This is a genomic window from Streptomyces sp. NPDC045470 (assembly GCF_040646595.1).
Classification (GTDB): domain Bacteria; phylum Actinomycetota; class Actinomycetes; order Streptomycetales; family Streptomycetaceae; genus Streptomyces.
In genome coordinates, this window is the sequence record NZ_JBEZAN010000017.1 from 55,632 (window position 1) to 69,048 (window position 13,417).

A 13,417-nucleotide genomic window follows, 5' to 3' on the forward strand; every position below is an offset into this window, starting at 1 on the left:
GCATCGCCCACGCTAGGAGCAATACCGGACAGCTTCCGCCCGGTATAGACGCAAGACTTGCGAACGTGACCACTTCGACCACCGCCCGGGTGCTCGGCCTGCTGGAGCTCCTTCAGGGCGGCGGCACCCGTACCGTTCCCGACCTCGCCGCCCGCCTCGGCGTCGACGAGCGCACCGTCCGTCGCTACGTAGCCCACCTGCTGGACCTCGACATCCCCGTCGACGCGGTGCGCGGCCGCTACGGCGGCTACCGGCTCGCCCCCGGCTACCGCATGCCCCCGCTGATGCTCACCGACGAGGAAGCCCTGGCCGTGCTGCTCGGTCTCCTCTCCGGGCAGCGCGGCGGGCCGGGAGCCGTCTCGGGGGCCTCCGCGGCGGCCGGCGAGAGTGCCGCGGCGAAGGTGCGGCGGGTGCTGCCCGTGACCCTGCGGCGGCGGCTGGAAGCGCTGCTGGAGACGGCCGACTTCACCGACCGTCCCCGTCCCGCCGCGCCTCCGCGGGCGGCGGTGCTGCTCGAACTCGCCGAGGCCGTACGCGGGCAGCGGCCGGTGGCGTTCGCGTACACCGACCGCGCGGGCGACGACAGCGCCCGTACGGTCCTGCCGTACGGGCTCGTGGCGCACTCCGGGCGGTGGTACCTGACCGGGGCAGGACGGGACGGCGGGGAGTTGCGGATCTTCCGGCTGGACCGGATCACCTCGGTCCGCCTGCTGACCGGTTCGTTCGACGTCCCGGACGGTTTCGATCCGGCGGCGACCGTCCTCGACCATCTCGCCCGTACGCCGTGGACCCACGACGTGTCGGTGCGCGTCCGGGCCACCGTCGGGCACCTCCGCGACCGGCTCCCGGCCGGGATCGCCGCGCTGTCCGAGGCCGGGCCCGCCGGCGGGTGGGACGGTGGGTCCGGCGACGGGTCCGATGACGGGTCCGGCTGGGTCCACGTCCGTATCCGGGCCGAGCGGCTGGACTGGATTCCGCCCGTACTGGCCGCGCTGGACCGGCCGTTCGTCATCGAACGCCCCACGGAACTGCGGGACCTCGTCCGCGCGCTGGCCCGCCGTCTGGGCGCGTACGCGGACGCCGACGATCAGCCCGGCCAGGGCGGCTGACCATCCCCCGACGGCGGCCGGCCGTCCCCCGACGGCGGCCCGTCCCCGTTCAGCACCGTGTCCAGAATGCGCGCCCACTGCGTCACCACGCGGTCCCGGCGCGGCTTGTCGTCCGTGAGGAGCGTGGCGAGGCCGAGCCCCCGGGACATGTCGAGGAGTCCCTGGACGGTCTCGCGGACGCCGGCGACCGACTCGTCCGCGTCCAGGAGGCCGACCGCCGTACGGTGCGCCTCACGGCCGACGCGGGCCTCCAGAGCGGTGACCCGGTCCCGGAGCTGCTCCTCGTCGGAGGCGGCCACCCACAGGTGCAGGGCGGCGCGGAAGAGGGGGCCCGTGTAGAGGTTGACGATCTCCTCGACGACGATGCGGGTACGGGCGGCGGACCCGGCGGGCGGCAGATCGTGCGCGACGGCCTTGAGAGCCCCCTGGCGCTTCTCCGCGACGTGCTCGACGGCCGCCGTGAACAGGTCCTCCCGGGTACGGAAGTGGTGCTGGGCGGCCCCCCGCGAGACGCCCGCCCGCTCCGCGACGACGGAGACCGTGCTGCCGCTCCAGCCGCGTTCGGCGAGGCAGGAGACGGCCGCCTCCAGGAGCGCGCGGCGGGTGGCGCGGCTGCGTTCCTGCTGCGGTTCCCTGGGGTTGCGCGCGGGCGTCACCGTGCCCATGACGGTTCCCTGCGCTGGAGGAAGGCGGTCATGCCCTCCCGGGCCTCGTCGGAGGCGAAGAGGCGGGCCGAGGCGGCGGCGAGCGCCGCCGTGTCCCGGTCGAAGACGCGCAGCACCTCCGCGGTGACCAGGGCCTTGGAGGCCGCCAGGCCCTGGGGCGAGCCCTTGCGGAGGCCGGCGAGGACCGGTTCCAGGGCGGCGTCCGGGTCGTCGGCGGCCAGCGTCACCAGGCCGGTACGGGCCGCCTCGGCGGCGTCGAAACGCTCGCCGGTGAGGTAGTAGCGGGCGGCGGCCCGCGGGTCCATACGGGGCAGCAGCGGCATGGAGATGACGGCGGGCGCGAGACCGAGGCGAGCCTCGGTGAAGGCGAAGCTGGCGCCGGGGCCCGCCACGGACAGGTCGCAGGCGCCGAGAAGGCCGAGGCCGCCGGCCCGTACATGGCCGGTGACCTTGGCGACGACCGGCTTGGGGAGTTCGATGACGGTGCGCAGGAGACGGACGAGGCCGAGCGGGCCGGAGGCGGAAGCGCCGGTTCCGGTGGCCGCCTCCTCCGTCGCCTCCGCGAGGTCGGCACCCGCGCAGAACGTCGTCCCCGTGTGCGTGAGCAGCACGGCCCGGGTGTCGTCACTGGCGGCCGCGGCCGCCAGCGCCGCGTGGAGTTCGGTCACCAGGCGCCGGGACAGCGCGTTGCGGTTGTGCGGGGAGTCGAGGGTGAGGGTGGTGACGCCCCGCTCATGGGCGTGCCGCACCAAAGGCGCGGCAGCCGGCGAGGCGTCCGGCGTGGCATCGGTCATGAGGCCGTGGAACTCCTTTCCCTGGCGCGCAGTTCGCGCCGCAGGATCTTGCCGGTGGCGGCGCGTGGCACGGTGTCCGTGAACTCCACCCGCCGTACTTTCTTGTACGGGGCGACCTGTCCGGCAACGTACGTGATGACGTCGTCCTCGGTGAGCCGGGCCCCCTGCTCGCCGTGCCGCCGCACGACGTACGCCTTGGGGATCTCGTTGCCGTCCGCGTCGGTGACGCCGATCACCGCGGCGTCCGCGATGCCCTCGTGGGCGAGCAGCACCGCTTCGAGGTCGGCCGGGGCGACCTGGTAGCCCTTGTACTTGATCAGCTCTTTGACGCGGTCGACGACGTACAGCCAGCCGTCCGCGTCCACCTGCCCGATGTCACCGGTGTGCAGCCAGCCGTCGGCGTCGATCATCGCGTCGGTCTCCGCGGGACGGCCGAGGTAGCCCTTCATGACCTGCGGTCCGCGGATGAGGATCTCACCGCTCTCGCCGGTGCCGAGGTCCTTGTCGGCGTCCAGGCAGCGGATGCGCATCTCGGTGCCGGGCAGCAGCTTGCCGACGGTGCCGGGCGGCGCGTCGGTGGCGTCCAGCGGTACGACATGGGTGCCGGGCGACAGTTCGGTCATGCCGTACGCCTGCATGACGGGGCGGATGCCCAGGCGGCGGGCGCAGGTCTCGGCGAGGCGGGCGTCCAGCGGGGCGGCCGCGCTGACGACGTAGTCGAGCGAGGACAGGTCGTACTGGGTGACGGACGGGTGCTTGGCCAGGGCCAGGACGATGGGCGGAGCCACGTACACCGCGTTGACCCGGTACTTCTCGATCGTGCGCAGGAAGTGTTCGAGGTCGAAGCGGGGCAGCACGACGACGGTGGAGCCGTTGCGCAGCGGGGCGTTCATCAGGGACGTCAGCCCGTAGATGTGGAAGAACGGCAGCACCGCCAGGACGCGGTCGCCCGGGCCGCTGCTGATCAGCCGGTCGAGCTGGGCGAGGTTGGTGGCGATGGAGCGGTGGGTGAGCATGACGCCTTTGGGCGTCCCGGTGGTGCCGGAGGAGTACGGCAGGACGGCCACGTCCCGCGCCGGGTCGACGGGGACGGCGGGTTCGGGCGCGGTGGAGGCGAGCATGTCGCGTACGGAGCGGTGGCCCACGGCGCCGTCGCAGACGAACACCTCGGTGATGCCGCCCGCCTGTTCGGCGGCGCTGCGGGCCGTCTCCAGCAGCGGGGAGACGGTGACGATCCAGTTGGCGCCGGAGTCGCGGAGCTGCTGGGCGAACTCGGCGGAGGTGGCCAGGGGGTGGACGGTGGTGACGGCCGCGCCGCACCGTGAGGCGGCGTAGAAGACGGCCGGGTAGACGATGGTGTTCGGGCTGTGCAGGGCGAGCACGTCACCGGGCCGGACACCGGCGTCGGCCAGCGCGGCGGCGATCCGCCGCATGGCGCCGCCGAGTTCGGCGTAGCTGACCGTGGTGCCGTCCTGGCCGTCGATCAGGGCGGGCAGCGCGGCGTGCTCGGCGGCCGACCGGCCCAGTACCGCTTCGTGGATCGGCAGGTCCACGGGTGCGACATCGGCGTACTGACTGTGAAAGACCATGGCCATCCCCTCAGCAGCGGCGCGCGTCCGGGCCGGTGCGGGTCGCGGGCGGGCGCCTGTCCGTGTGCGTGCAGCATCGCGGTTGCCGGTGCGGTTGTCAGTACGGCGACCGCGATGCCGCGCCCGGCGCCGGGGCGCAGACGGGGGTGCGAAGACAGGCTCTCAGTAGGACTTCGGCAACCCGAGGCTCTGGTGGGAGACGTAGTTGAGGATCATCTCCCGGCTGACCGGCGCGATCCGCGCCACCCGGGCCGCGGTGATCAGCGTGGCCAGACCGTACTCGCGGGTCAGGCCGTTGCCGCCGAGGGTGTGCACCGCCTGGTCCACGGCCCGCACGGCCGCCTCCGCCGCCGCGTACTTGGCCATGTTGGCGGCCTCGCCCGCGCCCAGGTCGTCGCCCGCGTCGTACAGGTGGGTGGCCTTCCGCATCATCAGGCGGGCCAGTTCCAGTTCGATGTGGACCTGGGCGAGGGGGTGGGCGACGGCCTGGTGGGCACCGATGGGCTCCTTCCAGACCTGCCGGGTGCGGGCGTAGTCGACGGCCCGCTCGACCGCGTACCGGCCCATGCCGAGGGCGAACGCGGCGGTCATGATGCGTTCCGGGTTGAGCCCGGCGAAGAGCTGGAGCAGTCCCGCGTCCTCGTCGCCGACCAGAGCGTCCGCGGGCAGCCGGACGTCGTCCAGGGTCAGCTCGAACTGCTTCTCCGGAGCCGCCAGCTCCATGGCGATCAGGCTGCGCCCGAACCCGGGGGTGTCGCGCGGGACGATGAACAGACACGCCTTGAGCTTGCCGGTGCGGGCGTCCTCGGTACGGCCGACGACGAGGGTGGCGTCGGCGATGTCCACACCCGATATGAAGACCTTGCGTCCGTTGAGGACCCAGCCGCCGGTCTCCGGGTCGCGGCGGGCGGTGGTGGTGATGCGGTGCGAGTTGGAGCCGGCGTCCGGCTCGGTGATGCCGAAGGCCATCTTGCGGGAGCCGTCGGCGAGACCGGGCAGCCAGGTCCGCTTCTGCTCCTCGGTGCCGAAGCGGGCGATGACCGTGCCGCAGATGGCCGGTGAGACGACGAGCATCAGCAGCGGGCAGCCGGCCGCGCCCAGCTCCTCCAGCACGATGGAGAGTTCGGTGATGCCGCCGCCACCGCCGCCGTACTCCTCGGGCAGGTTCACGCCCAGGTAGCCGAGCTCGGCGGCCTCGGTCCACAGCTCGTCGGTGTGTTTGCCCTCGGCGACGACACGGGCGAAGTACTCCCGCCCGTAGCGCTTGCCGAGCGCGGCGACGGACGCGCGGAGGGCGCGGTGTTCCTCGGTCTCGATCACGGGGTTGCTCACGGGGACTCCGTAAGTTGTTGGGCGGCCCGGGAGGGCCGGGTGTGGCTTATGGGGACTTGTCTTCAGTGGCTTCGAAGGAGCGGCCGCCCGGCTCTCCGGGGCACCCTGGTCGCTGATTGAGGTGTGCGCTTCGGTCGCTGATAACGGAGTTGACGACGGGGTGTTCCTCGGGCCGACGGCACATCGCGCGGCACGAGGAGGGCGAGTGGGCAAGCGACAGGCTCAGGCCTGGGCGGGCATCGACGCCGGCAAGGGCCACCACTGGGCGGCGGTGGTCGACGAGACCGGCGCGACCCTGTGGTCGAAGAAGATCGACAACGACGAGACGGCGATCCTGACCGTGCTCAGCGAGATCCTGGACCTGGCCGGCGAGGTTCACTGGGCGGTGGACATCTCCGGCACGTCCTCGGCACTGCTGCTGGCTCTGCTCGCAGCCCACGGCCAGCAGGCTGTCCACGTGCCCGGCCGCACGGTCAACCGCATGCCCGGCGCCTACCGGGGCGAGGCCAAGACCGACGCCCGCGACGCTTACGTCATCGCCGAGACCGCCCGCCACCGTCGGGACTTTGCATCCATTGACGTGCCCGCCCAGCTGGCGGCCGACCTCGCGCTGCTGACTGCCCACCGCACGGACCTCGTGGCGGACCGGGTGCGCATGATCAACCGGCTCCGCGACGTGCTGACCGGCGTCTTCCCTGCGCTGGAACGGGCTTTTGACTACTCGTCCCAGAAGGGCGCGCTGGTCCTGCTGACCGGTTACCAGAGCCCGGCCGCAATCCGCCGCCGCGGCCGATCCCGCCTGACGGCCTGGCCGGCCAGCCGCAGCGTGCGCAGCGCCGACGCCATCGCCGCGACCGCACTGGAAGCCGCCCAGGCCCAGCAGACCGCGCTGCCCGGTGAGGACATCGCCGCCCAGATCGTGGCTGACCTGGCGGCACAGATCCTGGCCCTGGACGAACGGCTGAAGCGCATCGACAGGCAGATTCGCGCGATGTTCCACAGCCACCCGCAGGCAGAGATCATCGAGTCCCTGCCCGGCATGGGCCCCATCCTCGGCGCCGAGTTCGTCGTCGCGGCCGGCGACCTGTCGGCTTACGTCGACGCCGGCCATCTGGCCTCGGCGGCCGGGCTCGTGCCGGTCCCGCGCGACTCCGGACGCCGTACCGGCAACCTCCACCGGCCCCAGCGCTATAGCCGCCGCCTGCGACGGGTCTTTTACATGTCCGCGCAGACCAGCATCATCCGCGAAGGACCCAACCGGGACTTCTACCTCAAAAAGCGCGGTGAGGGCTGCAAGCACGTCCAGGCCGTCATCGCCCTGGCCCGCCGTCGGGCCAGTGTTCTCTGGGCACTGCTGCGTGACGGACGCGTCTTCACCCCCGCCCCGCCGGTCACGCAAGCGGCTTGACTTCGTCATTGAGGCTCCTTCGGAGGGGGAGGACGTCACTCGGGGCCGGCCTCGGACCGGCCTGGGAAACGGCTTCCGGACCAGCTTCGGGACCGGCTGAGGAGCCGGTGGCTCACTCGGTGACGACGGCCAGCGGCGTGCCGACCTCGACCTGCTGACCGGCCTTGACGCGCAGGGCGCTCAGCGTGCCGGAGACGGGTGCGGTGATCTTGTGTTCCATCTTCATCGCCTCCAGCCAGAGCAGCGGCGCCCCGGCTTCGACGCGGTCGCCCTCGGCCAGGCCGTCGGCCACCCGGACGACCGTGCCGGGCATCGGGGCGAGCAGCGACCCCGGTTCCGTACGGGCGGTGGGGTCGGGGAAGCGGGGCCGGGCGACGAGGACGCGGGAGCCGACGGCGGAGTCCACGAAGACCTGGTCGCCGTAGCGGCAGACGACGAACTCGCGCCGCAAACCGCCGGCTTCCAGCACGACCCGCCCGGACGCGGCCGACAGGAGCCGTACGCCCGGGAAGTCCTCGGCACACAGCCCGTCGCGGCCCAGCCGGTAGCGGACTTCGTGCTCGCTGCCACCGCAGGCGTACGTCCTGGTCTGCGGCTGCGACGGTACGTTGCGGAACCCGCCGAAGCGGGACCGGCCGTGCGCGTCGGCGAGGGCGGCGGCCAGCGCGCACAGGCCGGTGGCCGTGGCGTCCGGGGCCTCCGTCAGGCCCCCCAGGTTGCGGTCGTAGAACCCGGTGTCCAGGCCCGTGGCGGTGGCGAACTCGGGGTGCCGCAGGGACCGTACGAGCAGGTCGCGGTTGGTGACCGGGCCGTGCACCCGGGTCCGCTCCAGCGCGCCCGCCAGCTTCCGTACGGCCTCGGCGCGGCTCGGTGCCCAGGCGATGACCTTGGCGAGCATCGGGTCGTAGTGCACGCCGATGACGGCGCCGTCGTCCACACCCGCATCGAGCCGGACGCCATCGGGCACGGAGAGACAGTGCAGCGTGCCCGTCTGCGGCTGCCAGTCCGCCGCCGGGTCCTCGGCGTACAGCCGGGCCTCGACGGCGTGGCCGCGCGGCGCGGGCGGCGCGTCCGGCAACGCCTCCCCCTCGGCGACCCGTAGCTGGAGCGCGACGAGATCGACGCCGTACACCGCCTCGGTGACCGGATGCTCGACCTGAAGGCGGGTGTTCATCTCCAGGAAGTGAGCGTGGCCGGCAGCGGAGACGAGGAACTCGACGGTGCCCGCGCCCCGGTATCCGATGGTGCGGGCGGCGTCGGCGGCCGCCGCGTGCAGGGTGGCGCGCAGCTCGTCGGAGAGGCCGGGAGCGGGGGCCTCCTCGATCACCTTCTGGTGGCGGCGCTGAAGGGAGCAGTCCCGCGTGCCGAGCGTCCAGACCGTACCGTGCGCGTCGGCGAGGACCTGCACCTCGACGTGCCGGCCCCCGACGACGTACGGCTCGGCGAACACCTCACCGTCCCCGAAGGCAGCCGCGGCCTCGGCCCGCGCCGCCGCCATCTCCCCCGGCAGCGCGCCGAGTTCCCGTACGACGCGCATGCCGCGCCCACCACCACCAGCCGCCGCCTTGACCAGCAACGGCAAGTCGGCAGCGGTCGCCCGCTCCGGATCGACGGGGGCGAGCAGCGGCACCCCGGCCGCCGCCATCAGTTCCTTGGCGCGCGTCTTGGATGCCATCGCCTCGATGGCGGCGGGCGGCGGACCGACCCAGGTCAGGCCCGCGTCGGCGACGGCGGTGGCGAAGCCGGCGTTCTCGGAGAGGAAGCCGTAGCCGGGGTGGACGGCGTCGGCACCGGCAGCGTGCGCGGCCTTCACGATCAGGTCGCCGCGCAGGTAGGTGTCGGCGGGGGCGTTGCCCGGGAGGCGTACGGCGGCGTCGGCCTCGCGGACGTGCGGCGCGTCGGCGTCCGCGTCGGAGTACACGGCCACCGTGGCGATGCCCAGTTCCCGGCAGGTGCGGAAGACCCGGCGGGCGATCTCGCCACGGTTGGCGACGAGGAGGGAAGAGATCACTGGTTCCTCACATCCGGAAGACGCCGAAGCCGCCGCGCGCGCCTTCGACGGGGGCGGTGTGCAGGGCGGACAGGCACAGGCCGAGGACGGTACGGGTGTCGCGCGGGTCGATGACGCCGTCGTCGTACAGCCGCCCGGACAGGAACATCGGCAGCGACTCGGACTCGATCTGCTGCTCCACCATGGCGCGCAGCCCTGCGTCCGCCTCGTCGTCGTACGGCTGCCCCTTGGCGGCGGCGGAAGCGCGCGCCACGATCGACAGCACCCCCGCCAACTGCTGCGGCCCCATCACGGCGGACTTGGCGCTGGGCCAGGCGAACAGGAAGCGCGGGTCGTAGGCGCGGCCGCACATGCCGTAGTGCCCGGCGCCGTAACTCGCCCCCATGAGCACGGACAGATGCGGCACCCGCGAGTTGCTGACCGCGTTGATCATCATCGCGCCGTGCTTGATGATGCCGCCCTGCTCGTACTCCTTGCCGACCATGTAGCCGGTGGTGTTGTGCAGGAAGACCAGCGGGATGTCACGCTGGTTGGCGAGCTGGATGAACTGCGCGGCCTTCTGGGACTCCGCGCTGAACAGCACGCCCTGCGCGTTGGCGAGGACACCGACCGGGTAGCCGTGCAGTTCGGCCCAGCCGGTGACCAGGCTCGGCCCGTACAGCGGCTTGAACTCGTCGAAGTCCGACCCGTCCACGACGCGCGCGATGACCTCACGCGGATCGAAGGGCGCCTTGAGGTCACCGGGCACGATGCCCAGCAGCTCCTCCTCGTCGTACCTGGGCGGCTCGACGACTCCCGGATCGCCATGCGCCTTGCGCCAGTTCAGCCGGGCGACGACGCGGCGCGCCCGGCGCAGCGCGTCCGGCTCGTCCACGGCGAAGTAGTCCGCGAGCCCGGAGGTACGGGCGTGCATCTCGGCGCCGCCCAGCGACTCGTCGTCGCTCTCCTCACCGGTGGCCATCTTGACCAGCGGCGGCCCGCCGAGGAAGACCTTCGCCCGCTCCTTGACCATGATCACGTGGTCGGACATGCCCGGGATGTACGCGCCGCCCGCCGTGGAGTTGCCGAAGACCACGGCGACCGTGGGAATACCGGCCGCGGACAGCCGGGTGATGTCCTTGAACAGCGCACCCCCCGGAATGAAGATCTCCTTCTGGCTGGGCAGGTCCGCGCCGCCGGACTCCACCAGCGACACGACGGGCAGCCGGTTGGCGAAGGCGATCTCGTTGGCGCGCAGCGCCTTCTTCAGCGTCCAGGGATTGCTGGCCCCGCCCCGTACGGTCGGGTCGTTGGCCGTGACCAGGCACTCCACCCCCTCGATCACCCCGATGCCGGTGACCAGCGACGCACCCACCGGGTAGTCGCTGCCCCAGGCGGCCAGCGGCGACAGCTCCAGGAACGGCGTGTCCGGGTCGAGGAGCAGTTCGATCCGCTCACGGGCGAGCAACTTGCCGCGCTTGCGGTGCCGCTCCACGTACTTCGCACCACCCCCACCGATGGCCTTGGCATGCTCGGCACCGACCTCCGCCAGCCTGCCGAGCATCGCCTCCCGATTCGCCACGTACTCAGGCCCTGACGGGTCCAGCCGGCTGCCGAGCACGGTCACAGCAACACCTCCGGTATCTCCAGGTGGCGGGCGCGCAGCCACTCCCCCACGGCTTTGGCCTGCGGGTCGAAGCGGGCCTGCGCGGCGACGCCCGCACCGAGCAGGCCGTCGATCACGAAGTTCAGGGAGCGCAGGTTGGGCAGCACGTGCCGGGTGACGGGCAGCTCCGCCGCCTCGGGGAGGAGCGCGCGCAGCCGGTCGACGGTCAGCTCGTGCGCCAGCCAGCGCCAGGCCGCCTCCGTACGGGCCCACACCCCGACGTTGGCCGACCCGCCCTTGTCACCACTGCGGGCACCGGCCACCAGCCCGAGGGGAGCGTGGCGCAGACGGCCGTCATGGGCGAGGGGTTCGGGCAGGGCGGGCTCGGCGAGCGGTGTGATCTCGCGGGTCTCCGCCGGTGGCGGCAGTTCGACACGGCTGCCGTCCGGCAGTACGGCCCGGTGCGGTACGTCCTCCGCGGCCACGTACTCCGCCTCGAAGACCCCGTACGGCTCCCCCTTGCCCGGCGGCGCTGTCACATGGAAGCCGGGAATGCTCCCGAGCGCCAGCTCGACAGCCGCCCCGCTCACCACCCGCCCCACCGCGTCCTGCTCCGGGTCCCGCACCACCAGCCGCAGCAGGGCACTCGCCTCCTCCTGGACGGCGGCATCCACATGATCGGTCCGGGCCAACGACCACTCCACGGACGCCGGGCGGCGTTTCGCCGCGTCGAGGGCCGCCTCCATCTGCTCCCGTACGAGCGCGGCCTTGTCCGCGATGTCCAGGCCGGTCAGCACGAACGTGACCGCGTTGCGCCAGCCGCCGAGCCGGGTCAGGCCCACCTTCAGCGTCGGCGGCGGCGCCTCACCGCGCACCCCGTCGATCCGGACCCGGTCCGGCCCGTCCTGCGTGAGTCGCACCGTGTCCAGCCGCGCGGTCACATCCGGCCCCGCGTAGCGCGCGCCGGCCGTCTCGTAGAGCAACTGCGCAGTAACGGTGCCGACGGTCACCGCCCCGCCCGTACCAGCATGTTTGGTGATCACCGAGGACCCGTCAGCGGCGATCTCGGCGACCGGAAACCCGGGCCGGCGCAGGTCGTGGGCGGCGAAAAACGCATAGTTGCCGCCGGTGGCCTGGGTACCGCACTCCAGCACGTGCCCCGCCACGACCGCCCCGGCCAACCGGTCGTGGTCAGCGGGCGTCCACCCGAAATGCGCCGCTGCCGCCCCGCTGACCAGCGCGGCGTCCGTGACCCGGCCGGTCACGACCACATCGGCACCGGCCCGCAGGCACGCGGCGATACCCTCACCGCCCAGATAGGCATGGGCCGTCACCACACCCGCACGCCCGGCGTACCGGGCCATCAGATCGTCCCCCTCCACATGCGCCACCCGGACCGTCACACCGACCCGCGCCGCCAACTCCCGCACGGCACCGGCCAGCCCGGCAGGATTGAGCCCTCCGGCATTGGCGACGATCCGCACCCCACGCTCGACGGCCAGCCCCAGGCCCTCCTCCAACTGCCGCAAAAACGTCTTCGCATAACCACGCGCAGGGTCCTTGAGCCGGTCGCGACCCAGAATCAGCATGGTCAGCTCAGCGAGGTAGTCGCCGGTCAGCACATCCAACGGACCGCCGGTGAGCATCTCCCGTACGGCATCAAAACGATCGCCGTAAAACCCGGAGGCATTGCCCACACGCAGGACTCCCCCTCCACCGGTCACCGGGCACTCCCCCGGCCACCGCGACCGCCCGGCACCCGCCCCTTCCCCGGCGGACCGGCAAACGCCTGGGCGATACCCAGCCAGCGGTCGGCGTCCGCCCCGTCCGCCCGCACATCCACATCGTCACGATGGGCGCGCTGAGTCACCAACAAACAGAAGCCGAGCGCGTCCCCCGTCACCCGCTGAGCCGCACCTTCCGGCCCGTACGCCCAGACACCACCACCGGGAGCCCGCAGCTCGACCCGGAACTCCTCCTCCGGAGCAGGCAACCCATGGGCCGCATAAGCGAAATTCCGCGCCCGCACCCCGATGCGGGCCACATGCCGAAGCCGCGCAGTAGGTTCACGCGACACTCCGAGCGCGTCGGCGACGTCCTGACCGTGCGCCCAGGTCTCCATCAGCCGCCCGGTAGCCACCGAAGCGACGCTCATCGGCGGCCCGTACCACGGCAGTTTCTCCCCCGAGGGCCGCGCGGCCAGCACCTCTTGCAACTCGTCCCGTCCCGCCCGCCAACGGGCCAGCAGGCGCGCGGGCGGCGCCTGCGCCTCCTCCGCCGCACCCTCGTCGACGAAGGTCGCGGGAGCAGCCAGGGCCCTCCGAACGGCGCCCTGAAAGGCCACAGGATCCGTCGCGGACAACAGGGCCTGCCGATCGGTCCAGGCCAGATGCCCGATCTGGTGAGCGACGGTCCACCCCTCGGCCGGGGTCAACAGCGCCCACCCCTCCGGCTCGAGCCCGCCGACCAACACGTCGAGCGCGTCCCCTTCGTCCCTCAGATCGGCCAGTACGGCCTCGGCGTCGGACACGCGGCACTCCCCTCGTCGGCCATCTGCCGTGCGGGCAGGGCACGTTGACTCATGCGGTACGAGTTGCGGAACCGAGCGTGACAGCGCGACCGGAAACAATCAAGCACGCCTGCATGATTTTCTGAACCTGAGACCCGATGGGGGCGCGCGTGGTGCGCGAGCGTTCCGGTGGGAGGCTCGGGGCCACTCCAGCGGGGCCGCTCTCCCCCAGCCTTCGGCCGGGAACCCCCAAGGGCATCCTTCAGCTTCAGCGAATCGGATACGTGGGCCAGCGTGCGGACTGCCTGTGGGGCCCCGGAGGATGTCCCCAGCCCTGGCCGTCCGGCAGCCATCCCTGCCGATCGGGCTGGGCACTCCCACAAGCCCGTTCGCTCATCCCTCGCGCGCAGCGCGG

Annotated in this window: 10 protein-coding genes; 2 read left to right on the forward strand and 8 right to left on the reverse strand. The window is 72.5% G+C overall.

The window, feature by feature from the left end; genetic code table 11:
* Positions 1-65: 65 nt before the first annotated feature.
* Positions 66-1,109 carry a WYL domain-containing protein gene (locus tag AB0A97_RS32955; protein WP_361156911.1) on the forward strand — a complete coding sequence of 348 codons (1,044 nt, stop codon included), beginning with the start codon at positions 66-68 and terminating at the stop codon, positions 1,107-1,109.
* Here the strand turns inward: AB0A97_RS32955 and AB0A97_RS32960 are convergent.
* The 4 genes from AB0A97_RS32960 to AB0A97_RS32975 all read right to left on the reverse strand — a co-directional run bounded on the left by AB0A97_RS32960 (position 1,088) and on the right by AB0A97_RS32975 (position 5,489).
* Positions 1,088-1,774 carry a TetR/AcrR family transcriptional regulator gene (locus AB0A97_RS32960; RefSeq protein ID WP_361156913.1) on the reverse strand — a complete coding sequence of 229 codons (687 nt, stop codon included), beginning with the start codon at positions 1,772-1,774 and terminating at the stop codon, positions 1,088-1,090. The two genes, AB0A97_RS32955 and AB0A97_RS32960, sit on opposite strands and share 22 nt — an antisense overlap.
* The gene (locus AB0A97_RS32965; RefSeq protein WP_361156915.1) at positions 1,762-2,568 is read right to left on the reverse strand and encodes an enoyl-CoA hydratase family protein; all 807 of its coding nucleotides are present in this window, start codon (positions 2,566-2,568) and stop codon (positions 1,762-1,764) included. Before AB0A97_RS32965 ends, AB0A97_RS32960 begins: the two co-directional genes overlap by 13 nt.
* Positions 2,565-4,157, reverse strand: coding sequence for a 4-coumarate--CoA ligase family protein (locus tag AB0A97_RS32970; RefSeq protein ID WP_361156918.1), 1,593 nt, complete (start codon positions 4,155-4,157; stop codon positions 2,565-2,567). The genes AB0A97_RS32965 and AB0A97_RS32970 overlap by 4 nt, the downstream gene beginning before the upstream one ends.
* A gap of 162 nt (positions 4,158-4,319) precedes the next feature.
* Positions 4,320-5,489 (reverse strand): acyl-CoA dehydrogenase family protein, encoded by a 1,170-nt coding sequence (locus AB0A97_RS32975; RefSeq protein WP_361156920.1) that lies wholly within the window; start codon positions 5,487-5,489, stop codon positions 4,320-4,322.
* Positions 5,490-5,694: 205 nt separating this feature from the next.
* Here AB0A97_RS32975 and AB0A97_RS32980 point away from each other — a divergent pair, with 205 nt between their 5' ends.
* Positions 5,695-6,897 carry an IS110 family transposase gene (locus AB0A97_RS32980; protein ID WP_361156923.1) on the forward strand — a complete coding sequence of 401 codons (1,203 nt, stop codon included), beginning with the start codon at positions 5,695-5,697 and terminating at the stop codon, positions 6,895-6,897.
* 112 nt (positions 6,898-7,009) lie between these two features.
* Here the strand turns inward: AB0A97_RS32980 and AB0A97_RS32985 are convergent, their stop codons facing one another.
* Genes AB0A97_RS32985 through AB0A97_RS33000 form a run of 4 tightly spaced genes read right to left on the reverse strand, consistent with a single transcriptional unit; the run spans position 7,010 to position 13,023 of the window.
* Entirely contained in the window at positions 7,010-8,908 is a 1,899-nt protein-coding gene (locus tag AB0A97_RS32985) for a biotin carboxylase N-terminal domain-containing protein (RefSeq protein ID WP_361156927.1), read from the reverse strand.
* Positions 8,909-8,915: 7 nt separating this feature from the next.
* A complete protein-coding gene (locus AB0A97_RS32990; protein WP_361156930.1) occupies positions 8,916-10,514 on the reverse strand; it encodes a carboxyl transferase domain-containing protein in 1,599 nt (532 codons plus the stop codon).
* Entirely contained in the window at positions 10,511-12,217 is a 1,707-nt protein-coding gene (locus tag AB0A97_RS32995) for an acyclic terpene utilization AtuA family protein (protein ID WP_361156932.1), read from the reverse strand. Before AB0A97_RS32995 ends, AB0A97_RS32990 begins: the two co-directional genes overlap by 4 nt.
* Positions 12,214-13,023, reverse strand: coding sequence for a TIGR03084 family metal-binding protein (locus AB0A97_RS33000; RefSeq protein WP_361156935.1), 810 nt, complete (start codon positions 13,021-13,023; stop codon positions 12,214-12,216). The genes AB0A97_RS32995 and AB0A97_RS33000 overlap by 4 nt, the downstream gene beginning before the upstream one ends.
* Positions 13,024-13,417 lie beyond the last annotated feature (394 nt).

Excerpts from the sequence above, each read along its gene's own strand:
- AB0A97_RS32960 (WP_361156913.1), bottom strand. The coding sequence starts at position 1,774 with ATGGGCACGGTGACGCCCGCGCGCAACCCCAGGGAACCGCAGCAGGAA.
- AB0A97_RS32970 (WP_361156918.1), bottom strand. The coding sequence starts at position 4,157 with ATGGTCTTTCACAGTCAGTACGCCGATGTCGCACCCGTGGACCTGCCG.
- AB0A97_RS32965 (WP_361156915.1), bottom strand. The coding sequence starts at position 2,568 with ATGACCGATGCCACGCCGGACGCCTCGCCGGCTGCCGCGCCTTTGGTG.